At 34.4% G+C, this 25,388-nt stretch carries 18 protein-coding genes and 1 tRNA gene; 11 read left to right on the top strand and 8 right to left on the bottom strand.

What is annotated here, in order from left to right:
- Nucleotides 1-13: 13 nt before the first annotated feature.
- The 6 genes from REB14_RS10620 to tssD form a co-directional block, all read right to left on the bottom strand.
- Nucleotides 14-4,246, bottom strand: coding sequence for a hypothetical protein (locus REB14_RS10620; RefSeq protein ID WP_309522150.1), 4,233 nt, complete (start codon nt 4,244-4,246; stop codon nt 14-16).
- An 18-nt stretch (nt 4,247-4,264) separates the two neighbouring features.
- Nucleotides 4,265-5,059 carry a hypothetical protein gene (locus REB14_RS10615; RefSeq protein WP_079242742.1) on the bottom strand — a complete coding sequence of 265 codons (795 nt, stop codon included), beginning with the start codon at nt 5,057-5,059 and terminating at the stop codon, nt 4,265-4,267.
- Nucleotides 5,060-5,091: 32 nt separating this feature from the next.
- Nucleotides 5,092-5,574 (bottom strand): hypothetical protein, encoded by a 483-nt coding sequence (locus REB14_RS10610; protein ID WP_079242743.1) that lies wholly within the window; start codon nt 5,572-5,574, stop codon nt 5,092-5,094.
- A gap of 48 nt (nt 5,575-5,622) precedes the next feature.
- Nucleotides 5,623-6,981 (bottom strand): DUF3289 family protein, encoded by a 1,359-nt coding sequence (locus REB14_RS10605; RefSeq protein ID WP_099049856.1) that lies wholly within the window; start codon nt 6,979-6,981, stop codon nt 5,623-5,625.
- Between the two features lies 1 nt (nt 6,982).
- Nucleotides 6,983-8,863, bottom strand: a complete 1,881-nt coding sequence (locus REB14_RS10600) for a type VI secretion system Vgr family protein (protein WP_079242744.1) — start codon at nt 8,861-8,863, stop codon at nt 6,983-6,985.
- A gap of 125 nt (nt 8,864-8,988) precedes the next feature.
- Nucleotides 8,989-9,393, bottom strand: a complete 405-nt coding sequence (tssD, locus tag REB14_RS10595; protein WP_079242745.1) for a type VI secretion system tube protein TssD — start codon at nt 9,391-9,393, stop codon at nt 8,989-8,991.
- Between the two features lie 541 nt (nt 9,394-9,934).
- Between tssD and REB14_RS10590 the strand changes: the two genes are divergently transcribed.
- The 4 genes from REB14_RS10590 (at nt 9,935) to REB14_RS10575 (ending at nt 12,843) form a co-directional block, all read left to right on the top strand.
- Nucleotides 9,935-10,007 (top strand) — tRNA-Phe (locus REB14_RS10590).
- Between the two features lie 197 nt (nt 10,008-10,204).
- Nucleotides 10,205-11,413, top strand: a complete 1,209-nt coding sequence (locus REB14_RS10585) for a tyrosine-type recombinase/integrase (RefSeq protein WP_309522149.1) — start codon at nt 10,205-10,207, stop codon at nt 11,411-11,413.
- A gap of 383 nt (nt 11,414-11,796) precedes the next feature.
- A complete protein-coding gene (locus tag REB14_RS10580) occupies nt 11,797-12,084 on the top strand; it encodes a hypothetical protein (RefSeq protein WP_257190714.1) in 288 nt (95 codons plus the stop codon).
- 6 nt (nt 12,085-12,090) lie between these two features.
- A complete protein-coding gene (locus REB14_RS10575) occupies nt 12,091-12,843 on the top strand; it encodes a Shedu anti-phage system protein SduA domain-containing protein (RefSeq protein WP_309522148.1) in 753 nt (250 codons plus the stop codon).
- 1 nt (nt 12,844) lies between these two features.
- Here the strand turns inward: REB14_RS10575 and REB14_RS10570 are convergent, their stop codons facing one another.
- Nucleotides 12,845-13,438, bottom strand: a complete 594-nt coding sequence (locus tag REB14_RS10570) for a recombinase family protein (RefSeq protein ID WP_309522147.1) — start codon at nt 13,436-13,438, stop codon at nt 12,845-12,847.
- A 56-nt stretch (nt 13,439-13,494) separates the two neighbouring features.
- Entirely contained in the window at nt 13,495-14,037 is a 543-nt protein-coding gene (locus REB14_RS10565; protein ID WP_309522146.1) for an antirestriction protein ArdA, read from the bottom strand.
- Nucleotides 14,038-14,470: 433 nt separating this feature from the next.
- Between REB14_RS10565 and REB14_RS10560 the strand changes: the two genes are divergently transcribed.
- The 7 genes from REB14_RS10560 (at nt 14,471) to REB14_RS10530 (ending at nt 25,388) form a co-directional block, all read left to right on the top strand.
- Nucleotides 14,471-16,399, top strand: coding sequence for a site-specific DNA-methyltransferase (locus REB14_RS10560; RefSeq protein ID WP_309522145.1), 1,929 nt, complete (start codon nt 14,471-14,473; stop codon nt 16,397-16,399).
- Nucleotides 16,399-18,969, top strand: coding sequence for a DEAD/DEAH box helicase (locus REB14_RS10555; RefSeq protein WP_309522144.1), 2,571 nt, complete (start codon nt 16,399-16,401; stop codon nt 18,967-18,969). The genes REB14_RS10560 and REB14_RS10555 overlap by 1 nt, the downstream gene beginning before the upstream one ends.
- Before the next feature lie 251 nt (nt 18,970-19,220).
- Nucleotides 19,221-19,430 (top strand): hypothetical protein, encoded by a 210-nt coding sequence (locus REB14_RS10550; protein WP_309522143.1) that lies wholly within the window; start codon nt 19,221-19,223, stop codon nt 19,428-19,430.
- 24 nt (nt 19,431-19,454) lie between these two features.
- Nucleotides 19,455-19,895, top strand: coding sequence for a hypothetical protein (locus REB14_RS10545; RefSeq protein WP_309522142.1), 441 nt, complete (start codon nt 19,455-19,457; stop codon nt 19,893-19,895).
- A 20-nt stretch (nt 19,896-19,915) separates the two neighbouring features.
- The gene (locus tag REB14_RS10540; RefSeq protein ID WP_309522141.1) at nt 19,916-20,263 is read left to right on the top strand and encodes a hypothetical protein; all 348 of its coding nucleotides are present in this window, start codon (nt 19,916-19,918) and stop codon (nt 20,261-20,263) included.
- Nucleotides 20,264-20,568: 305 nt separating this feature from the next.
- The gene (locus REB14_RS10535; RefSeq protein ID WP_309522140.1) at nt 20,569-22,119 is read left to right on the top strand and encodes a T9SS type A sorting domain-containing protein; all 1,551 of its coding nucleotides are present in this window, start codon (nt 20,569-20,571) and stop codon (nt 22,117-22,119) included.
- Nucleotides 22,120-22,121: 2 nt separating this feature from the next.
- On the top strand, nt 22,122-25,388 hold the full coding sequence (locus tag REB14_RS10530) for a hypothetical protein (RefSeq protein ID WP_309522139.1): 3,267 nt from the start codon (nt 22,122-22,124) through the stop codon (nt 25,386-25,388).

Raw genomic sequence — 25,388 nt, 5'->3', positions numbered from 1 at the left:
AAATTGTATTTTATTATCTGGAACTTTCCTTAGAGTTTTCAGCACTTACATCATACTTTGGAAGTTCTTTATCTTTTTCAGATATTGTATATTTTTTAGGTTTTGTAATCGCAATAATTGATTTACTCTTTTTATCAACAGAGCCTAAAATTATTTTTTGATGCCCTGCTGTTTTTTCGCCATTCCCCTGATTTCCCCCCAAATATACATATCTTGTTCCATCTAAATTTTCACCGGCTATTAATGCCACGTGTGAGAAATCAAAAACTATTAAAGCTCCTACAAAAGCTTCACAATCTTCTCCATTTTCCCATGTACTTCCTTTCCACCCAAAAGCTGCTGCACTTTTGGCAGTATTAATCCTTTTATAATCCTGAGTTTGATCAAAACACCATGCTAGAAATGCCCCACACCAAGGATTTGTATAATCATAATCTAGCCCCGCAGCAGAAGACACATCAAAATATTCTGTGATCTTTTCTTTTAAAGGACTATCTATTTCCCTTAATCCTTTATATTTTTCATATTCTTTCCAGGCAACCTGGAACCATGGAGCATCTCCTACCAAATTTAATCCTGTACCTTTACCACATTCTTCTACCTTAAATACAGATTTCATAGAATCACCAGCTTTAACTTCCCAGTTACCTAGCTTACCTCCACGATACCAGATTTTACGGTTCAGCCTTGATGGTGTAAGCTTATTTAAAATATCAATAATAGAATCTACTACCACATCATCAGCTGATTTGCCTGTATCATCAGCTTTCAAATACATAGAATCCTTATACCAATCTGCCATTCCAGTTATTGCAGCTTCCTTAGGCGTATAATCTCTATCTACTCCATCAACAATTGAAACACCAGAGTCACTAGCTTTTTCATCTATTTTCTTCTGAATTTCTTTATAATTACCTTTTCCTGTTATTTGTAATAATCCTCTACCCCTGAAGTTCCAAGTATCATCAACTGATTCATTCCCAAGTCTTCCTCCATATGCTATTTCCGCTATCTTTTTTTCATTAGATTTATAACCGTTTTTGGAACTTCTACCATACTCATAAGCCAGATCATTTGGGGGGCTTTGTTTACCCAGTTCAGGATTTGCCCTGAATTTTTTAAAGTGTTTTGGCAGATCTTCTGCAGCATAATCTAAACTTTCCCCATGAAGACCTCCCTCTAAATTGGTTCCTGCTTCTTGTAATGATTGCGCAAAAAAATGAGCTTTTCTTGCACATGTATTGAGTTCAAAGATATTTCTGTATTTATTTAAAGTTAGCGCTAATTCCTGAAGATCCTCATTTTTTGCATTTTTGTATACTTTTTTGAGAATATCAATTGTAATTTCTGCTTTACATCGTGGACAACCACTTTCGCCATCCCTCTTCACCTCCGCCATTTCCACCACCACTGGCATCACATCATTTTCAATAGCTTCAGGAGTTTCTTTCTGAGATACTTTAAGGCAGCCACTTTCATAAAAAATAAACTGTTTCCTAAGTTCCAGTATTTCTTCTTTTGTAAAAGGAGTTCCGTCTTTTTTGTAGGCTTTGATTCCCAGTTTTTCCATATCCTCTGTTCGAACCAGATCAGCAGGAAGTGTATTGTTGATGGTAAACTGGCTTTTTTCTATTTTCCAGACTTTCTTTTTAGGATCAGCAGGATCCTGCACCTGACGGGAAACCTGTGCTATATAGTAATCAAAATTTTTCGGTGGGTTCTTCCATTCTTCTTTTGCTGTGAAGGAAACTTCCAGTAAGCCGTCTTTTCCTGTTTTTTCTTCGTTGTAGCTTTGTTTGCTTTCGTGGGTATAAGTGATATGATCTGTTTCGTTTAAACCTTCTTTAGGGATTTCCTTCAGAACGTCAATCTTCAGAATTTCTTCAGTCATATTGACGGTGTGTACCCAAATTTTGTGGGTTTTACCATAGAAAGTCTGCATCCGCTGAATATCTTTACCATCTTCAGTAGAGAACATGATGGAAACAATTTTCTGTTCGGAAGTAATGATCAGTTCTTCATTGGAATCTAAAACTTCCAGATAAGTTGTAGTATTGTCTACCACCACAGGTTTCGTTCCCTGAATGGTAATGTTTCCCGGAAGTACAATATCTCCGGATGAGCTTGCCTGCAATTCTACCGTAAATACTATTCGGTATGATGGATTGGGATTTTCCGTTGTTTTGGGGATAGCTGCCAGCAATTTTTTCTTGTAATCATCATTCGTTGTGATAAGGAAAGACGCTTTACCTTCATTATTAAGGGTAACTGTTTTTTCCTCCAGCATATATTTATCTTTCTCTTTATAGAAATCATCGCCTTTTCCTTTTACCCAGACTTTTACTTTTAAGGCCTGATTCTGAAGCCCATCCAGTTCAATAAATCCATAGGTTTCTTCTCCAAATCCTGTTTCAGTGCGCTTCACTCCTGTTCCGTACGCCCAAAGTGCTCTTTTTACCGTAGGTTCTGAAACTTTTACTTTCGCTTCTATTTTCTTCCCATCGGTATAATCTCCTGTTAAATAAGCTGAAATCGTGTATTCTCCAAGATCATTGAATGTAATGGTTCCGTCTCCGTTATTGGTCACTTTATCCGGTACTTCAATTTTTATGGTTTCATTTCCGGACAACGTAGCAATTCTTGCTGTTGCTGTATATTTTATTTTTGTTCCTTTTGGAATATTGGCTGCCGGAAAAGTGAATTTATCTATTACATTTTGAATCACCTCAAAATTAAAACAGTCTGAACCTGAGAATCCGGGCTGCTTTCCTGCTCCTATCGGATTAGCATAGGCTTCAAGTATATATTTCCCGAAATACTGATTACTGGCCAGTTTTGCATCGTTATACAGTAATTCTGCCACTCTTTTATTGATTGCGCCAGTTCTGAACGAAGGAGAGTTTTCAAATAAGGCAACTCTTCCCACTCCTTCTTTTTTAAGATACCAATATACAGATGTCCCGGAAGGCATATAATTAACATTGAACCTGGAAGCCTGTACTTTAATCGTATCACTGAATCTCACCAAACCGGGTTCGCCTTTGACTCCCATTACGCCCAGACTATTCTCGATTTTCACTTCTACAGACTGGGGTTTTGGATCTGTAGGATCTGTAAATGCTTCTATGGTATATTTACCTGCATTTTTAAAGGTGAGGATAACACGATCACCAGCCCCTGCCACAGAAACAAGGTGTGAAGAAGATGCACCGGAAGAACTGTTATACAGCACTGCTGTTCCCTGTTTCACAGTCCATTGAACCGTATTTACAGGCATAAAAAACCCTCGGTTCAGTATTTTTGCCTGATCTGTTGTACTGTTGAGCTTACGTTCAATAGATAATGGCAAAGGAATATTAATCAAGGTTGACGATCCCGGGCTGACAATTTTCTTTACAAAATCCTGTATGACCTCTACATTGAGAGAGCATTTGGCATCACCTGCTTTTTTACCATAAGCTTCCAGTCTGTATTTTCCTTCTGTAAGTCTGTCGAATATTTTACTCATGGATTGGCTGAAATTGCTTCCCAATCCAATAAATGTTTTTATTTTATCTTTTGTTCCTTCTCCTTTAAACAGTGCCCAGATTATCTTTTTCTCATCGCCTTTGAACAGAGCTTTCAGATCCAGATTATCTCCGCCAAAAGGATTCATAATAGGAAGAAGCGGGCCATTCATTCCTTTGATATAATAGTAAGTACCATTAAGTTTATCCGTTGGTATAGGTCTTATCATTGAAATGGATGTCACTGCTATACTTGCCTCAGAAGCAGAAGATGAAGGCCACTGTGGGGAAGTATTGGCAACAGAAAATTCATCGGCTTCTTTCACATCAATCTGTGAAACATTGTTGGCCTGCCCGGTGGTTGCAAAAGCAATAGTTCCGGGAACGCCATATCCCGGACAATTTCCTGTAGAAGCATCCAACAGTATTTTCATACTCTTGTTGAATTCTACGTTTTCATAATAGTCTTTATATTTTATGTTGCATTTACCTTTACATGGATAAGTTTTCCCGTCTGAGCCTTTACAGTTTCCAAACCCGTTGCCTCCTCCGAAGCTGTCGGCTTTGTCATCAAGATAGGTAGCAACAGGCTTGTTCTGTGCAAAATATTTGTTTTTGCCCAGCTTTTTTTTCTGGCTTTTCACTTCCATCGGAACGGCGGTTCCATTGGAGTTATTGGTTACAGAACTGCTGCAGTACGCAGTAGCTCCTTCTATAATGATGTATCCTTTATCCGCCATGTCATTTGTTCATAAAGTTTAAGTCATTGTGATCGTTTCCCGGTATACTGTTTTTTCTCCGTCTGACAATATAAAGTCAGCTTTCTTTTTGGAATACTGTTTTTTACGGGAGTTGTATTCCATTTCTATATATAATCTTACCTGGTACTGTCCCGGCTGGTACAGATATTTTTTTTCCAATTCTTCTTTTATGATAGCAGGAACTTTAATTTCGGAAATAAAAGAAGATTCAAATCCGTACTCTCTCTGTTCGGCTCTGATAATTCCGTGACATTCAATATCTCCGATTCCTTTAATATTCCATACAACGGATTCATCACTTTTTCCTCCGTTATCTACATAATAAGGAGCAAACAAGAGAAGATTCCAGAAAGGTTCTTTCAGTTTATTTTTATAAAAGCCCGTTTCATCTTCAAGAGCTGACAAATATTGGTTTCTGAAAACATCTACATTCTGATACTTTTCCTGAAGCCCAGCTGTTTTGAGTTTCCAGTTTTCTATATTTTTCTGATGATCTACAGCTCCCAGAAAGCTTCCTTTTTCATCCACTTTTATTTCCAGCGGATAAGAGCTTTGTTCCAGGATATGCAGGATTTCCATAAATTTATTTTCGGAGGGAAAAGAGGAATCTTCTACTTTTTCTATCAACCAGTTTTTGGAATGATCTTCATTTATCTTTTCCTGAACAGTAATTTTAAAGGATGAATAAAATCCTTTTTCTTCCCCGAACTGTATTTCAAGAGCATTTTCCACCTGATAATCATGGATCCCCGATGTATATTTCTGAAATGGTTTTACTCTTGTTTCTACCATACTTTGTTATTATTTATAAAAACAAGATGGTATTATTTACCACAGTTTTTGTTTGCTACAGTCTCTTCCGGCAGGTTGTAGAGATAAATTTTTTCTACAGTTCCTTTTTCACATTTACTTACCAGATAATTGGCTATATAATCCTGCTGATAGTGTGATATTTCTTCACCTAACAGCTCGCCGGCACTTTCTTTATTCGTAATAAAATATGAAGTATTGTCCGTTTTTCTATAAAAAACAAAGTTGAGTGAAGCTGTTTCCGGCTTTGCAAGTAACTTGTTGTTTTTCAATTTATTTTCTACATATTTTGTAATTTCTTTTTTCAGATTACTTTCAGTAGGTTCAGGATGATCTATAAGAATATAGTATGAAATTTTCACTGCGTTCTTATCATAAGCATTGGTAAAAGTCATATGATCAAGTGGAATAAAGTCATTCTTTTTCTTATCACAGCTCATAGCTATTAAAAGAAAACATACAATAGTGATAATTTTTACAGATGGTAAATACTTCATTTTTTATAATTATAATAAGGCTCATTAAAATGTAATGGCTATTCATTGTTAATATTCTCCAGGTCTTCTTCTTCCCATATTTCGAAGATGATCCTGTCTTTCCTTTTCTGCTCTTCTTTTACTTTGGCGTTCCGCTTTGCCGATGGTGATACTTTCTTTAAATGTTTTTTCAAACTCAACTTTAGTGATAAAAGGTTTATATCCTCTGATATGCTGCAAAATAAACCAATATCTGAAACCAAGCAGATAGTAGTATTTCTTTTCAATATCCGGCATATCCAACCCAAAATGATCATATAAAACAACTTTATAGGTTGCATCATAAGTACCGTTAGCAGATTTATTGAATTTTGTCAGCTTCACTTCATATGCCCAGGTATCATTCATACAAATGGTGAGCCCTCCCATAAAAGTATCTTTCATCGTTGAAAACTGGGGATGTCCCCATCCTCTTCTTCCAAACTTTCCTACCTCATCATCTGTAAAGTGTATTTCATCATCTTCAATGGATGCAATGCTTCCATGGTTTTTCTTAATTCTGTCCGCAATTTCATCTTCCATACTTAGGCAGAATCGTTGATTTGAAGGATGGTTCAGCACATGTTTTGTGAGAATAGAATTGGTATATTCACCTCCTTCACTTCGTTTAAATTTTTCAATCATATCAAAGGCAACCGTTTCCAGTTCTCCGACTGAAAAAAGTGTTCCCACCATACGCTTGAAACCTGCCCATAATTCTTCGTCTGTTTTATCTCTGATCTCTGATTTGATCCAAATTCCCTTGCTTTCCACATCCTGCAAGGTGTACCGTGAAGGATACTGATTGGAAACTCCCAGACCATAGCACAGATCATCCGCCATGTTAACGCCTTTCCTGTCTTTTCCTTTTATTTTAAATCGGTCAATATAAAGAGGTAATGGATTGGTTATTTTGACTTCAACACTGACCTTGTCTATCGGAGTTTTAAAATAGGCATATACACGCATATCATAACAGGGAAGTTTCACCTGAATGGTCTCCGTATTTCCGGTGATTGAAGAGTAATCGAAAAAAAAGGGTATAGAAATTCCATTTATTTTTTCCTGCCATTGAAGTTTTTTATACTCGCTCTTCGTTGCAGATCTGTTAAAAGTCGCTTTGAACCAGTATTTTTCGCCTTCTTTGGGTTTTGCTATTTTCCCTCCATTATCATCTAAAGGGCCTTCTACCTTTGTTACTAATAATGTATTGTCTTTTTTCGCCTGATACTCATCGAATTTTTTGCCTCCTTTTTTCCCGTAAAAGGTATTTTCCTGAGGAGATTTAAAATCCAAAGTCCCCTTGGAAGCATCTTTCATAATATGTTCTGCTTCCTTGTAAGATTTCCCAAAGACATTCCGTACGATATTTCCTCCTTCACCTGCCATATTACTGCATTTTTACCTGTTTACCGCTGTTAATAAGCACTTCTTTGGCACTTTCTACATTAATCGCTTCTTTGGTACTGATGTAAGAACCGGCTTCCATATTTTCCGTAATATTCTTTGCCCTGGAGCTTCTTCCAGCCTCAGCAGTTTCAATAATATTGCTTGCTGTCAGATTGTAATCATCATTGGCGGTTTCCGTGATATCTTCTCCTGCCATAATATTTACATTTCTCTGGGCAGAGGCAATGATATTTTTTCCGGCATTAATCTGCACATTTTCTCCGGCTGTGAAGGTTATATTTTTGGGTGCATTCACCACAATATTTCCTTTTCCGTCCATGAGGTAAGTATTTCCACTAGGATCTTCAATAAAAATACTTCCTTCCTGATCGTTAAAAATCACTTTATTACCACTTCTCGTTTGAATAGACTTAAGGTGGTTATTGATACTTCCTCCCAATGCTACCTGTCCATGGAACATTCCTCCCATAGCAAATGGAAAGTCGGGATGATGATATTCAAAACCAACCATAACCTGATCTCCAACTTCAGGTACCGCAACAAAACCTCTGTTTTGAGTAATCATATCTGTACCTCCGGCATCAGGACTCATCATTCTGATAAAATGGGTGGTATCCGGGTTTTTCTGCCAGTCAAATCTTACCTGTATTCTTCCCTGATTAAGGGGATCTGTATTGGAAATGACGGTAGCAACCTGTGGTTCGGCCTTGGGTTGTATAAAATCCGGTTTTGGCATAAAGCCTGTTCCTTCAGCAATCGCTTCAAAACTACCACTATAATAACCTCTGGCATTGACTTCATGGGTCACTTCGGTAACTGTAATTTTTGTAAAGTAAGAAGTCTGACTGGTATCCGGTTTCCTCATTTCAATATCAGCAAGGCATCCGGGATACAGAAACGGAACGGTGGTATTTCCCGCAACTGTAAATACTTCCACAGCAGCACTTCCTGCAGCACTTTTCTGAGAATCGCTTACATCAACAAACATATTGGCATTAATGGGTACGGGAGACAAAGAAGGTGTTTTAAAGATATTACTGTTAAGTTCATAAGCTTTCGAAGGGATTTCTCCCAGATGTCTGATATTATTCTCCGAGCCCTCCATTTTAGTGTGGCTGCTGCTGTTATATCCAAAAAACTGAGGATTGGTATGAACGGCATTCAATTCTACCTGAACATCTGTTGCGTTGCTTCCATAGACGAGCTTGATCGGTTTTTCTGAAGGCGGAAGTTTTCCAAAATGAAGTACTTCACCATCATAGTAAAACTGTTCTCCGTAGGCTTCGGCTGTTCTTGCAAGATAGTTATAATGGGTCTCGTTATATTGTGAACTATAATTGATATAGCTTTTATTCTGTGTATCTACTCTGAAATCAAATTTTTCTGTTCCCAGGGCTTCTTTAAGTATTTTGTTTGCAATAATTCCTGTATTCACAGCCTGATCACCTCCAAAACTTTGGGTATGGGGAGCGGCATCCATGAGAATAGTAGGACTTTGACCCCGCAATACTATATTTCCCAGGCTCATTTTTTCCTGGCTGAATGCGGCTTTGGTGATTACCCCTACAAAGGTTCTTTCCGGGCTTTCGCTTTCATAATCTTTATATTTGAAAACAATAGTAATCCTTTTTCCCAAAAACTGGCGGGCTTGTTCCAGGGTGTGGTTTTGAGCTTCCCCAAGAGAATCATGGGCGAGAATAAGTTCAAAATTGTGATGGCGTCTCGCACTTTGCTGTAGGCGAAAATGCTTGAAGTGTTTGATAATCTTGCCTTCAATCACAATATCCAGTTTCACCACACGGTTGATTCCGGGAATATGATTCTCTGAAATCTTATCGGAATTCGAGGCATTTTTATTCATAGTGATTAGGTGTTTTTTTCAGAACTTTATTTGGAATAAACAATCGTTCTATAAGGTTAAAAAAGGCAGAACAGCTTTCCTTGAAGGATGTACTATTCTGCCTGATATTTAAATTCTGAATATGCTTAAGAAGGCCATGCTCCGAAGTAAGAAGAATTCCCCAGATCTATCTGTTCTGCACTTACCACAAAACTGATATACATACTGTTTTCATCCACAGCATCGAAATCTACCTCATGCTGGATTACATAACCATTGTTCCACTTTAATGTTGTTAATGTTCCTTCTTCGTGAGATTTGTTGAAAGTGATCTCTCCTACAGTAGGCTTATATTTTCCGTTCAGTAAACTTTCCAGGATGTCTGATTTATCAGTAGCTTCCACTGTAATTTTGATAAGCGCGTTGGAAGGGTCTGATGCTACACGCCCTGATACGTCTGTAGCTCTTGATACGCTATAGTTAAGTTTTAATAGCTTTTGTCCTTCTCCGTTGTTGAATTTTAAAATTCCTCTTGAATTTCTTTCTGCCATGATTGTAAATTTTAATGGTTAATGTATTGTGATTGTTTGTTTTCTATATCACCAAATATAGATGTATTTATAAAAAACAAATAGCGTTTATTATTAAATTTAAAAAAGTGTAGTAATAGTACGACTAACAATCGTTAGGTTGATTATCCATTATAAATCAAGTGTTTGCTGTTTTTCATGACTAAAAATCGGATTATTTTATTGCCTGTTTAAAATTGTTTAAAGAAGCAATAATATTATTCCCAAAATAGTCTTACAGAAAATCTTCTGCTTCATCCTTTAGAAGTACAACATTTTTTTGAGAAAAATTCTAAATATCAGGACTGAAAACCTTTCAATAACCTCCTGTGGAAATTATATTCAAAAAAAACAGGAAAAAATAAAACATATCAAAACACTGATGAACAAGACATTGAAGATATAACCCAGCTGAAACAACATATTTATTCAAAAAAATTAACTGAAAAACTTGCGCGGTATTATAAAATGTTATACTTTTGCATCACTTTAAAACAACGAAGTAATAAACGAAAACATAAATGGTTTCTTAGCTCAGTTGGTAGAGCAATGGATTGAAAATCCATGTGTCCCTGGTTCGATTCCTGGAGAAACCACAGAAGTTAAACACAACTTAACTTAGTCAATCAAGAAAATCCCTTTTAAACAATGTTTAGAAGGGATTTTTGTTTTAATGATGTTTAATAATGTTTCGTCAAATTTAGTCCTTTTTTGTCCCTATGTTGTCCCTGAGGACAATTTAAAAAGATTTTCAGTTTAAACGAGGATTAATTTTGAACCAAATATTTAAACAATGAACATCGCATTTTTTTTAAAAGAACCCAAAAAGACAACCGAAACAATGATATATGTTTCGGCAACCCTAAAAGGTAAGAGATTGAAACGTTCCACAGGGGTAAAAGTAAAACCCTCACAATGGACAGGGACAAAAGTGAGACAACTCGCTCCCGAATCGGCAACTAAAAATCTGAAAATAGAAAACACCGTCAAAATCTTAAAAGAGATTGAAAGGGATTATTTATTGAAAGAACAACCCCTATCTAAAGAAATTTTAGAAAAAGAGTTTGAACACAAAATCACTCCTATCACTACAACAACCGCTAAGAAGAAAGGAGTATTAAGTGTTTTTGATGAGTTTATTGACGTTAGAAAACAATCTGCGTCAGAAAATACCATAAAGACATATAAAACGTGTAAAAACCATCTTAAAGCATTTTCAGATGAGATAAAATTTGATATGTCATTTCAAAATATTACACTTAATTTCTATGATGAATTATTAGCATACTTCATTGAAAAAAATTTCTACAATTCTACTATCGGGAAATATGTAACAATACTTAAAACATTTATGAATTGGGCAGGAGAAAGGAAGTTTCATAATAACATGGAATTTAAAAAATTTTTAGTTTTCAAGGATGATTCTGAAAAAATAAAACTTACTCCTGAAATCGTAGAAAAATTGAGAACAACTGATTTTGAAGATGATTACAGTAATGTCGTAAGGGATATTTTTATTTTTAGTTCCTATACAGGTTTGAGGTTTGTTGACATTCAAAATATGAGACCAGAGGACGTTACAGAAGACTTCTTACGCTTACATATTAAAAAAGCTAAAGAAATGCTTGATATACCTTTATTGGATGTACCAAAAGAAATAATCAAAGCTCACACAGAACGTTATGGTAGGCTAAAAGTCCCCACTAATCAATTCTGCAATAGAGAAATCAAAAAACTTTTTGAAGCGATTGGTTTTGGCGATAAAATACGATTTGTAAAATATTCAGGTAAAAATGAGATTACAGTAGAAAAAAATGCTCACGATTATTTGACAATGCACTACGGTAGGGTATTTTTCATTACCAACTCATTGATTAACGGAATGAATGAAGAATTTATTCGAGAAATTACTGGGCATAAAGATTATAAGTCTTTTAAAAAATACGTTCAGTTTTCCCGTGAAATGGTGGCTGATAGTCTGCATTCTGCATGGAAGAAATAAAACAGTATTTTATTAACAAAATAACATTTTATCTAAAAAATCAAATAACAAAAATATTCATATAGATATTTTAAAAGCCTGATTATTTGCAATTGCATAAATCAGGCTCTTTTTATGGGTATTCAAAACCTTAAAAATAGCTGAATGTTATTATTTTGAAAGATCAACAGGTAGCTAAATAGAGGACCATATTAACTATATAGAATAATAAAAGCAACTACCAAAACTCCTATAGTAAAAACAGCTCCTTTTACCTGCTTTCTGATTTGTCGATAGTGATAATTTCATTTTCTTTGAGTGGGCTACCCTCGTTTCATTTTACATATAAAACTTATAAACCCAATAAAAAAATATCTTTATATTTGGACTTATACATTATTTATATGCCCATTTCAAAACCTCAAAAAATCCAATCTAATATTCTAGATTTAGAAGCATCTCGTAATAATCAATATAACAGATATTTACTAAACAAAATTTCCGTTATTATCGAAGGACTTGTCAAATCTAAAGATAAAATTCATGGAGAACGTTATAAAGAAATACAGTTGATTTTAGCTGGTTTGCGTGAACCACATGATATTAGTACAGGAAACCTAGTTAATGCTGAGGCAAAAGCTATTATACTTGATCTTTATGATGAGTTAATTGAAATTTTAAAATCTTATTAGTAAACTTTGGAAAACATTAATCATTCAGAATGGTATGGAAGAGGGTTTAAATCCCATAAAATACAAGAATGGGAAAATCTCCTCTCTAAAAATTTGTTAGAAAATAATTATCAAAGGTATTTGACTGATAATGCAGGGATTTTTTTAAGCGATGATGATTGTCATTTAGTTATTTCCAAACTAAAACTTGGCAGTGAGCTAGAAACTGATTTTATAACTTTATCAGATGGTTTTAGTAATGGAAACATTTTTGAATTTATTGAAATCAAACAACCGTCAGCCAAATTATTTACGGATAAGGGATTAATGACTGCAGAGTTTAATAGAGCTACACAACAAATAAGAGATTGGAAAAGATGGTTAATGGATAATCGCAATTGGATGGGGAAATATTTGCCCACTGTCAATACAAGAATATCAAACCCAACCCATTTTAAATTCAAGATAATAATAGGTAGAAGACTATCAAACCATTATGAAGTCGAAAAAAGAAATCAAATAGCCGAGGAAATTGGAGCTGAAATTAGATCCTTCGACTATTTGACAGATAAAATTAAAAGGCGAGAATTTTATCCTATTGCTTGGTTACGTGATGGAACACCTGAACATTATGAAAAGGAACTTGCAAATCCATTTTACAAAGCTTTTACAGATTCTGAATGGAAAAAATTTTGCAATAGTCAAAAGGTTGCATCATCCCATTTTTATAGTGATCATTTTGAAGAAGTCTTAAAAATGAGGGAATACAGTTCTTATTAATCTATTTAATATTATTTTTGACTTTCTGCACAGTTCCAATACTGACAGAACAAATTTTTGCCGTATCTCGGATTGAATTTCCTTTTTTCAGGTTCTTAATCACTTCTTTATACTTGGATAGAAAGTCGTCTATGCTCTCCGTAGAACCTTTTTCACGCCCTTTATAAGTTCCACGAGCCTTTGCAAGAGCAATTCCCTCTCGTTGACGTTCTAAAATGGTTTCTCGCTCCATTTCAGCTATGTTAGCCATAACAGAAATAATAAGTTTGAAGGCTTGATTTTCTTTGCCTTTTATTAAGCTTTCTATTCCAAGATTATCTACTTTGAGAATAACGCCCTTTTCTTTGAAAAATTCCAGAGTCGTAAGAATGTCATACAGATTTCTTCCTAGCCTATCGATAGAACTTACAGAAACGTAATTAAACTCATTATTTTCAATTGCTTTTATCAGTTCCTTCCCTTGTTCTCTATCTTTGAAAGATGTAGAACCGCTAACAATATCAATAAAAACCTTTTCGTCTTTTGCTTGGCGTTCCTCCTGTCTTGCTGTGTTTTGTGCCCCTGTAGAAACTCTAATATATCTTGCTTTCATCATTAAAATAGTTATAAAGCACCCTGCATTTAAGCAAGGTGCAAAGGTTGCTATCTTTATTAGTTTCGGAAATAATACCCGTTAGAACTCATATAGTCGTACATTAAATGTCTGGCAGTTGCTTCCCAATCAATGTAAATGTAAGATGGTAGGTTTTCAGGTATTGAGCCGTCCTGTTCTAAAGTAATCTGAGCAAAATCTTCATCCGAATCGTACTCACCATAATAAGAATCTGAAAGACTGTCTAATAGGTCGCTTACGTCCTCATGATAATAACTCATACACTCTGCATAGGCTTCTATAACCTCGAAATCATAATCTGAATTATTAATCTCTTCGGCTATGTCATAAATTTTTACTGAAAGATGACATTCACTGATTAGCTTTTGTTTGATAAAGAACTCCGAACATTCATAATCCTGAAACATGATCTCTGCTTCGGGTTCATCAGAATGAAGCTCATACATTGCTGTAAGTAGCTCGTCATAATCTGAATAATCTGAGAGGTTTAACCATGCACCATAGATTGACCCTTCATTGTACTTTTTGTACGTTCCGACATAGATACTGAAAGTATCAAGACAATTTGTTAACTTTGCCATTGTAAATAAGTTTTAATTAGCGTTAGAATTTTTTACACTCCCCGTTCAATATTGGTAGTATTGACGGGGTTTTTTGTTGGTTTTTATCACTCGAAAACCATGCCAAATGTTATAAAAATAGGTTGATAATCAATGAAATAGCAAAAATATTTTGAATGCGTAGAAAATCTCTTGAAACCTGTTCTAACTTTGGATTGTAGTCTAAAAATGTTCAAAAAAAGTACTGAGGTTTTTAGACCGTCCGAAAACTTTTGACCAGTTTTCAAGTGGTGGGGGTACTACCAAAAACATGTCCTATGGTGGGGTACTTTTGTATAGATACCTATTCTATAGAGACATGTACACTCACTTCATTTATATCTTAATTATCCAATATAAATAGGTCTACTTTCAAAAAATTTAATTATATTTTTGCACTACTGATTATTGAAGAATGAAAAATTTAACTATACAAGAACGGGAATTTTTAATGGAATGCTTAGCCAGTGGCTCATCAATTCCTGATGATTTTAAAGAAAAAATATTTCCAACTATTCATAAAGAATATGAATTGCGTTATGCTGGGAAAATGAGGAAGGAAGACCTTTTATCTGATCAGGATGGTACTTTTGCAGTTCCATTACAAGTGGAAAAAATTTATAATGGAAAAAGAGAAAAGTTTGAAGATGATTGGAGAAACTTGCTTGTATTCGGAGATAATTTGCAATTTTTAAAAACTATATATAAAAACGAGGATCCACTAATAAAGGATAAAATTAAAAGAAACGTAAAACTTATATATATAGACCCACCATTTGCAACTGAAAATGATTTTAATACACAAAGTGGTCAAAAAGCTTATTCAGATAAAGCAAAGGGGTCGGAATTTATTGAATTTATTAGGAAAAGATTAATTGTTGCAAAAGAAATTTTGGCTGACGATGGTGTTATTTTTGTTCATTTAGATTGGAAAAAGTCACATTATATAAAAATAATTTTAGATGAAATTTTTGGTGAAAAAAACTTTAAAAATGAAATAATTTGGAATTACGATAAATGGACTAGTCCATCATCATCATCATTCCAAAAAAACCATGATACAATATTTTATTATTCAAAATCCGCAACAAACTACTTTGTACCACAGCTTGAAATAACAAAAAATTTACAAGAAAAGTATGAAAAAGGATATTCTTTAGGCGGCGGCGGCGGAAGTACAGGATTAGTAGTTTATGATGAAAATTCTCCAAAAGTTAAAGAATTAATCCAATCTGGGAAATACAAAGTAGTATATGCTGGAAAAAAGGGTAAGCCTGTGAGTGATGTTTGGAGAATTCCATTTATAAATCCAGTTGCCAGTGAAAGAACAGATTATCCAACGCAAAAACCAGAAGAATTACTTAAAAGAATAATTGAATCTACAACTGCACCAGGAGACATAGTCTTAGATTTTTTTGCAGGAAGTGGAACAACAGCAGCTGTTGCTGAGAAATTAGGACGCAGATGGATTAGTTGTGATATTGGAAAATATAGTTTTTACACAATTCAAAAACGCTTATTATCAATTCAGGATAGCAAAGATTATGAAAACCCTAAAAAGAAATACAGTAAGTTTGCAAAAACATTTGCTACTGTAAATACGGGTATATATGACCTTGCTAAAATGCAAGATCTTAATCAAGATACATATATAGAATTCGTGTTACAGTTATTTGAAGTAACCCCTAAGAAAACTGTAAAAAAAGGCTTTACATTTCATGGAGAACGTAAGGACGGTTATCCTGTTATTGTTTGGGATTATTGGAGCAATAAAGAAAGTAATATTGATATTTTCTTCTTAGAAAACTTACACAAAAATTTATCTAAGAGCATTTCTAAAAGAGTATATATTATAGCCCCAGCAAATGCAGTAGACTTTATAAGTGATTTCCATGAAATTGATGATATTAGATATTATTTTTTAAAAATACCATATCAAATAATTAAAGAACTTCATCCTAAAAGTTTTGCTAAAATTCGTCAACCTAAAAGTAAAAGCCAGGTTAATGATCTTGATAATGCAATTGGCTTTTATTTTAGTCTACAACCCGAAGTAGAGGTCGACTATAAAGATAATAAAATTATTATTCGCAAATTTATTTCAAATTTTAGAGAAGAGGAGACAAATAAAGAATTAGATAATTTTGAAAGTTTAAGTATGGTTATTATTGATGAAAACTTTGATGGATCAGACTTCATAATGACTCAATGTTTGTTCGGCGAGGACATTAAACGCTCAGAAAATATACTTACAATACCTTTATTTACTAATTCTTCACAAGTTTGCGTAATTTTTATAGATGTATATGGCAATGAATTTAAACAAGTTATCACTACAGAATAATGGCTGGAAAAAAAATATTTAATACACAGGATCTTGTCTTAAAAGTTAATGATAAAAATTTTGATCCTATAAAATTCCCCTTAGATGATTGGGAAAGATTTCTAAATATATTATGTGGTAATAGACATTATCAAAAGGAAGCGATAAAAACAGCTATTCATTATCTAATATCCACCAAGTATCAAACTATTGATGATCTAGTTAAAGAAAACTATAAGTTAAATGATCAACTAAAATTAAGATATAAAACCGAACAAGAATATCTTAATAAAATCCAAATACCTCATAAACTTTCTGCTTGTTTAGATTTAGCTACAGGTACGGGGAAAAGCTTTGTAATGTATGGAATTGCTCAAATTGCTCTTGGGTTGGGAATTATTGACAAGGTTTTGGTGTTAGGTCCACCAAGTTTAACAATTGAGAAGGAACTCACTAAAAAATTTGAAGAGCTTTCCGCAAATATAAATTTAATAAACTCCATACCAGATAGTTCAGTTAAAAGAAACCCCTCTATTATTAATGCAAATCAAACTATTACTGATGGGGTAATATGTATTGAAAATATTAATGCTGTTTATTCAAGAACAGGATCTTCAATATTTGATAGTCTAGCTTTTGGAATGGGACAAAGATGTTTAGTTTTAAATGATGAGGTTCATCATGCTTATAATAAATCGGAAGGAAGAACAACTGAAAATATAAGTATAAAGAAATGGAAAGAGTTTTTGTTAGATAATTCTTGTCAATTTAGGTATATCCTAGGATTTACGGGTACTTCTTATATTGATAATGAATATTTTAATGATGTGATTTATAGATACTCCTTACGTTCTGCAATCGAACATCGCTTTGTTAAAAGCGTTAATTATATTATTGAAAATGAAGACAGTAATGAAAATGAAAAGTTTCAAAAAATCCTTCATAATCATAAATATAATAAAGCTCTGTATTCTAATATCAAGCCTTTGACAATTCTTATTACTAAAGACATTAAGATAGCTAAGCAATTAAAAACACGATTAGTAGAGTTTTTAGCAGAAAAAGGAGAAGGAAGCGAAGAATACCTTAGTAATGAAAAAGTTTTATTAGTCACTTCAGATCGAGAACATAGACATAATGTGTTAAAACTTCCATATGTAGATAATCGAGATGAACCTGTTGAATGGATAATTTCTGTAGCTATGCTTACAGAAGGATGGGATGTTAAAAATGTTTTTCAGATAGTACCAATGGAAGAAAAAGCATTTAACTCTAAACTATTAATTGCACAAGTACTAGGTAGAGGTTTACGTATCCCTAATAATTATCCAAATGCGGAGGTTACAATATTCAATCATTATAAATGGAGTGAAAGAATAAAGGATTTAGTAGAAGAAATCCTTGAAATGGAAACAAAAATTAAGAATAGTTCAATAACGCAAGGGGATAGATCAAGTTTCAATTTTACAATTTACAACTTAGATTATACAAAAGAGAAAAAAGAGGTTCAGATTGAAAAAAATACTGAAATTTTTAACTATAGAGATCATATTAATTTTGTTTCAGAAACATTTGAACACATTACTGAAACAAAATATGTAAAATTTGGTGACAAAGAATACAAGATTTCTTACCCTATTGAAAAAGAAAGATTTTCAATCAATGATATTGCTAACAAAATTCACGACGAATTTCAAATAAGAAAATTAGAAGGAATTATTTTGAAAATGGATGAAAGTGAATATTCCAATGACAATCTTCCAAATAAAGATATTATTGAAAAACTCATAAGAAATTCAATGCAAAAAGTGGGAATGACAGGTGATTATCTTGGTAAAAAAAACAGACAAGCTATATTCTCTTCATTTAATACTTTGCTGCGAAAAAAGCCTAAAAGCATTATCCTTTCAAAAGTACCCAACTCAATTATTGAAATTAGAACAGAAAGTAAAGAACATGAAAACATCTCTGTTTTAGGTCTCAAAAATGATTCAACAATTTTTTATTCTGATGATTATCAAAATGAAATTGTAATTCCTGATTCTTTAATTGCTTTTGAAGAAATAAAGGAAGATCTGTCTTTACCTCGCTCTGCATTTTCTGATAGCCTTAATAAATTTCTATTTAAAACTCCGATAGATTTAGTGTTTACATCAAGAGAACCTGAAAGAAAGTTTATAAATGAGCTTGTTAAAAAAGACAATGCAAGTCAGATCTGTGCTTGGATTAAATCTAATAATCATAGCTTCTATTCTTTAGAATATTCCTATACCTTAGGTAGTCATACAAGCACACATTTTTTTAATCCAGACTTTTTTATTTTATTGAGAAAAGATGATTTTGATTATGTCTCAGTTATCGAAGTTAAGGCAGATAATGATAATAGTGATGAGAATAAAGCAAAAAATAAATATGCTATAGAACATTTCAATGAACTTAATAAACAATTGGAAGAAAAAAAAGTTAGGCAAAAGTATTTCTTTAATTTTTTAAGTCCTTCCAATTACAGTGATTATTTCACATATTTGAAAGATGGAAGATTACTTGATGGAAATTATACAAGTAACTTAGATACTGAATTATTGAAATAATAGGCACAAATTTTGTATTTTTGGACTCAGACATCAACGGAAAAATAAAAGTGTAAAACTTTTGCTTTTGTCTTGTGAATCGGCAAAATTCTTAATACTACAAAATGCAAACAGTTTAGCGCACTTGTCATATGGGCAAGTGGCTTATCCTGTTTTTATGTAGTATAGGCTTTGCCGAGCCTTCAAGACTAAAAGCAAGTGAGAACCACTTGCTTTTTTGTTGCCAAAAACTAAACAAAATTTATAAAAATATGAGCAACACAAATGACGGCGGATGCCTACCTGTATTAGCATTTATTCTTTATGCAGTCGTAATTATCGGTTCAGGAGTTCTCTCATGGAACTGGACAGAACCAGAATCTTTTGTCGGAGCAATCGGCTTTATGATTCTTTGGGGGATTCTCTCCTACATCGGTCACTTCATTCTACTTGGAATCATAGCATTACTGTCTGAAAAATAGCCGATGAGAAGGATTTACCTATTAATGGCTTTTTACGCAGTAACTGGCTGTAAAAGGCAAGACACTTTGCAGGGGACTTATACAGATATAGATTCTACAAGCATAGATTCTACTGCTTATAAGGCTTCCACACCTACTTTTAGCGATTCCACAAGTCACATTCAGGACACTGTATCAAATATTTCATTAAAGCCAAAGTACGCCATTATACTGGCAGTAATAGCTCCCGATACTGATTCAGCACTTGTTAGAGAGAATATTTCCCGATATCAAAGTATAGGAAGTGATATTATTGAAATGATGGATGTAAGCGAAGATGCAAAGTACAGGAAAATGGATGAGTTTGAGAAGACACTCTATAAGGACGGTGCAGTTCCTTCAGGAATGAGCGTAAGAAAAAGAAAGATTCTTGTATTTGATTCTTACGCCGAAGCCTCAAAACAAAGAGAAGAATTTATTAAATAATAACAATCAAATAATTTACAATGAAAAAATTGATTTTTACTGTACTGCTTGCAGTACCAACACTTTATTTTGCGCAGGAAACACAAAAAGACAAAAAGTGTGATTTACCCGCAAACTATCAAGAACCACAACCGGATAGAAAAATCCAATCTTTTTTGAAAAAAGTTGATGCAACAATCGAAGACCTGAGAAAACACGTTGCCATAGACAATGATTGTAACGAAAGTGATGTTGTTTTTTTGCGAATTTCAGAGCAGAAAGGAAATGGAATTTACGATTTATGTGCCAACGGTAAGCCCATGAAGTATAAAAGGATGGGATCTGTGTTTATGAAAAATAACGAAAACCCTTTTGATGTAGCAAAATGATACTGCAATTACATACGCAAACAACTTGTTTTCCAGCAATCAAATTTAAACCATACAGCATTTGGGATGATATCCTATTTTTATTGATAGTGTCCGCACTGCTTATATTATACGCAGGCAGTAGCTATTACTTCATGTATATTTTAAAACTTCTCACAACTAGAATTAAAAGCTTATTTAATAAAAATAATTTATAACACGTCAAGTTTTGACGCTTTCAGAGTATATCTTTGAAAACAAAGAAAGATCAATAATAATATCTTTATATTTGCGCAATTTTTTAAATTAACATTAAACAACAAAGGATGACAAAACTGTACTTCAGTGCATTTACCTTATGCACCTCCCTCACAATGTCCGCCCAACAAACTCTCTGGCAACGGGACATCAAATCCACCACCCAGGATTTTTTAAGCCAGATTACAACCACTATTGATGGTCAGTACCTGATCACAGGAAGCTCTATACAGCCACCCAAAGCAGGGAGTAAGCAGAACAACGGCTATGATTTTCACTTGATTAAACTTAACCAAGAAGGAAACCCCATATGGGAAAAGTACTTTTCTGGAAACAATCACGACTACCTGTCTTCAACAGTTACCACCCAGGACGGAGGATTCCTTATTTCAGGCACTTCCTATTCAGGCAAGGGACTGGATAAAAAAGATGATTCCAAAGGCGGTGCGGACATTTGGCTCATAAGAATTAACGAATTTGGAGACGAGCTCTTTCAAAAGACCATAGGAACTTCAGCAGATGAAGAGGCAAGAGCAGTGATTCAAACAACAGACCAGGGATTTATTGTAGCAGGGACTATCCAGACCCTTCGACAGGCTCAGGATTCTAAAGGCTACGGCTCTAAAGATGTGCTTGTCATAAGGCTAGACAAAGACGGAAAGGTTCTGTCCGAGCAAACATTTGGAGGACGTGGGCAAGACGAAGTAGAGAAGATGATTCCAACCCGTGATGGCGGGGCAATATTGGGAATATATTCCAGAAGTTCTATAAGTGGTTCTAAGAAAACAGAAAACTACGGTGAAGGAGATTACTGGATCGTAAAACTCTCAAAAGACGGAAAAGTTCAGTGGGAGAAAAACTTCGGAGGCAAAGGCGATGATCATGTAAGAACTTTGGCTTTAACTTCATCTGGATACCTCATAGGTGGAGAATCAAGATCCGAAAGATCAGGTAATAAAACGGTAGGAATTGAAGAAGGTACAGACCTATGGCTCATATCTTTAAATAACAAAGGTGAGGAAATCTGGCAGAAATCCTACAGCTTTGGAAACAGGGATATTCTGATGGGAATGAGCGTGATTCAGTCTTCGGATGATAAGTTATCTAAAGGCGTATTATTAGGTGGCTACACTCAGGCTGAAGGCAGAATACAAACCGATGATGAAACCTTCTGGATGCTATACCTTGACCAGAATGGAAATGAACAGTGGAGAAAGCATATAACAGGAGAATCCAGAAAAAAAGAAGAGAGATTATCTGACCTGAAGCTTAATAAAGACGGTTCGATTTTAATTGCAGGTACGAGCGCAGAAGAACTGGGAAAAGAAAACTGGAAGATTGTAAAGCTTGGAGATAAGCAGGTAAATGATCTGATTGAAAAGTCTGACATCAAGATCTATCCGAATCCAGTATCTGATTATGCTTATGTAGAAATAGGATATGAATTCAAAAATGCAGATATTCTATTGTATGATATGTCTGGAAGACAGCTACAAAGCCTTACAACTAAAAACAGAGTTACCAAAATCAATACCCAAAACCTAGTCCAGGGAGCTTATCTGGTGACCATTAAAACTGATACTAATAAAACCGCCAATGCCAAACTAATTAAGAAATAACTATGAAGAAAGAAAAAATAAAAGTTGCATTAATTTTATCATTTTTATCTGCAAGCACTATCCAATTTAATGCGCAGACCTATTGGCTTGACATGCAAACCATTAATGCTAACAGACCTAATGTAAGCAAACCAGAGACCAGCGGACTAACTCAATTCAAAATTTCTGATCAGCAGGTTGATTTGAGTACAGGAATTGTAAGACCATCAATAGCTATTGCTGATATCTCAACAAAGTCATTAAGTGAAAATGTATCCTTAATATATGACAAAGGTAAAGGAATAAGAGTAAATGATATCGCTTCAGATGCAGGATTGGGATGGGAAATTGAAGCTGGTGGATATATTAGCCGTAAAGTCAATGGTTTTCCTGATGATATTACTATATACACGAATGCAGCCGTAGGGGTCGCAGGCACCATAAGTACTCCAATGCCCAATAACCAGAAAAGTATTAATGGCTGGCTGGACTATGCCAACTGGAACCCTAAAATTTTTGCAACACCTTATAACGGAACTTTCATTATGGCTGAAAAGCCTTATAATAATCAATCACTTGGTGGTGCATTGCAAGGGCTTGCTATAAATATTAAAAATGGTATTAATGTCGATAAATTCCGTTCACTTCTCGCTCAGCCCGTTGGTGGGCCTGCTCCCAATATATCAGATGGATACCTTATTGCTGATTTAGCGGCTATGCTTGGAGTAGGCTGGCAGATTCTTAATGTTGATGGTGAACCTGATGAATTCTATTTTAAGGTAGGAAAATACTCAGGCAAATTTATTTTTGATGGAGACAGAAACCCCGTTACCATACCACACATACCAGGATTAAAAATAAAAGCACCTTTTGGCTCTACAGACAACAAATGGGTGATCACTACCCCCGAAGGGATCGTTTACACACTTCCAAATACCCCTGAATATACAGAAAGGCTGTATAGCGAAACGGAAACAACCCCAGAACATGATGACAGTTGGGGGCTAAATACCCCTGACAGAAATGAAGGGATTGACGCTAATGAATACACTTCTAAATGGTATGTAAGTAAAATGGAAGGTATAAGTGGAGATTATATGAACTATGCCTATGAAACTTTACCAGATCTTATTTACAATGAAAAATCTTTTATAAAGCAAAAATTCTTTCCTGGAGGTAGTTATACAGCAAATCCCCCAAACTATTTTATATTTTCAGGAGATCCAGGCTTTACAGAACGTGAAGTTCCAAGAAATACAGACTTTAGACTCAAGTCACCAAAAAGAATTTCTGTAATCACAACGTCAGATCAAAATAAGATCAGTCTTTTTTACAATGGTCTTGAAAGACAGGATATTGACCAAAGCCAGAATGGAAACAGCAAGAGAAAAAGTCTATCATCGGTAGAAAAGTATGATTTTAATAACAATAGAATCTCAAAAATGGAATTTGTTCAGTCTTATTTTACGGGATCATGCAATGATTATAAATGTAAAAGATTAAAACTTGGTAGTCTTAAATCTATCGGAACGTCAAATGATCAGATTGCTTCGACAGATTTTGAATACAACATGACAGAGAGCCTTCCTTCACGAAACGCTTTTCAGCAGGATTTCTGGGGATACTTCAATGATAATACTGCTATGACCTTAGTTCCCGAGGTAATAAGCGCATCCTATGGCTGGAATTATGCTGGCGCCAATAGAAGACCTTCTGAAAACAGATCAAAAGCAGCAGTATTAACCAAGATTGTTTATCCCACAAAAGGCAGTATATCTTACGAATATGAACTGAACGACTTTAATACAGGTGGAGCATCTTATATTACCAATAATAAAACAGGCGGACTTCGTATTAAGAATATCGTTAAAAAAGAAAATAGCCAATCCCAAGCAATTACTACTACTTATAAGTACCTCCTTGCTAATGGACAGACCAGTGGAGAAATTCATCCAGAACTTCTGCAAGTAGCTGCATCCTTCAATAATAATGGAGCAGGAAGGCTGTCTGAAATTCAAAAGATCACAGTAAATGAAAATAATGGGAACAGAAGCCGATATATGGTTATATATTCTAGTCCCAAATACATGTACACAGATGATCTGATCAGATATTCAAGAGTAGTGGCTGAGACTGATGGAAAAGGTATAAAAGAATATACATTAAGTGCATTCTCCACTCATCCTGATGATAACAAAGTAGGAAAAACATGGAAAAATGCAGGTACAAGTAATGGAGGTTTTACTCTCGATCCTCTGTATTTTTCTCCATATTTTTCAAAATATGATACATGGTCTGCTCCTACTATTCATCATCCAGACAAAAGTTATCTAAGAGGACTTATTCTAAATGTTAAAGAGAAAGATAATAACGGAATACTTCTAAAAGAAATAGATAACCATTACCAGATCAATCCTTCGGGATTTACTCCTGCTACTGTCTACTCTTTGGGAGTTAATTCAAAAGATGTATTCCTTGCAGAAAACTCTGAAGTTAGTGAGATCAGCTATGAGGTCAGCAAGTTTACTGGAGATTATGTGTTTATGAATGATTCGACAGTAAAGGACTATATGAATAACACGACAGTAAGTTCGCTGGAAAACAATGCATTTAACAGCCTTTGTTTCCTGGCAAATAAGAATATAAAATATTCTGATAATGAACTCATGGAGGTTAACTTTAAATACCCTACAGATAAACAAATCAATAAACTGATCCTTGCTAATATTATTAGTGAGCCAGTAGAAACTCAAGTGAAGAAAAATGGAAAGATCATCAGTAAGCATGAAATAAAATATGACAATCCTTCTCACTTATATCCAAGTTCAATTATAAAAGAGGATCTTCTAGGAATTGCCACAACTGAAATTACATATGATCAGTATGATAGTGGAAACCTAACTCAGTATACAGATAAAAATGGATTAACTACGTCCATTATCTGGGGTTATAAAAATACCCAGCCCATAGCCAAGATAGAAGGAGCTAAATTAACAGATATTTCACAGTCGCTGATTGATTCCATTGTTACAGCTTCCAATACAGATGCTTCTGCTATGGCTAACAATGATGAGTCCGCATTTTTATCAGTGCTGAATACCTTTAAAAACGCTCTGCCAAACTATCAGATTACTACCTATACCTATGATCCTTTAATTGGAGTAAGAAGTATTACCCCACCGTCAGGAATCAGAGAAAACTACATTTATGATTCTGCAGGTAGGCTTCAGAAAGTAGTTGATGTAAATGGTCAGATAGTGAAGGAAATGAAGTATAACTATAAAAACTAA

It is taken from the genome of Chryseobacterium metallicongregator (genome assembly GCF_031324065.1).
In the GTDB taxonomy this organism is placed as follows: Bacteria; Bacteroidota; Bacteroidia; order Flavobacteriales; family Weeksellaceae; genus Chryseobacterium; species Chryseobacterium metallicongregator.
Note: the sequence above shows the minus strand (reverse complement) of the source record. Positions and strands in the feature narration are given on the sequence as shown.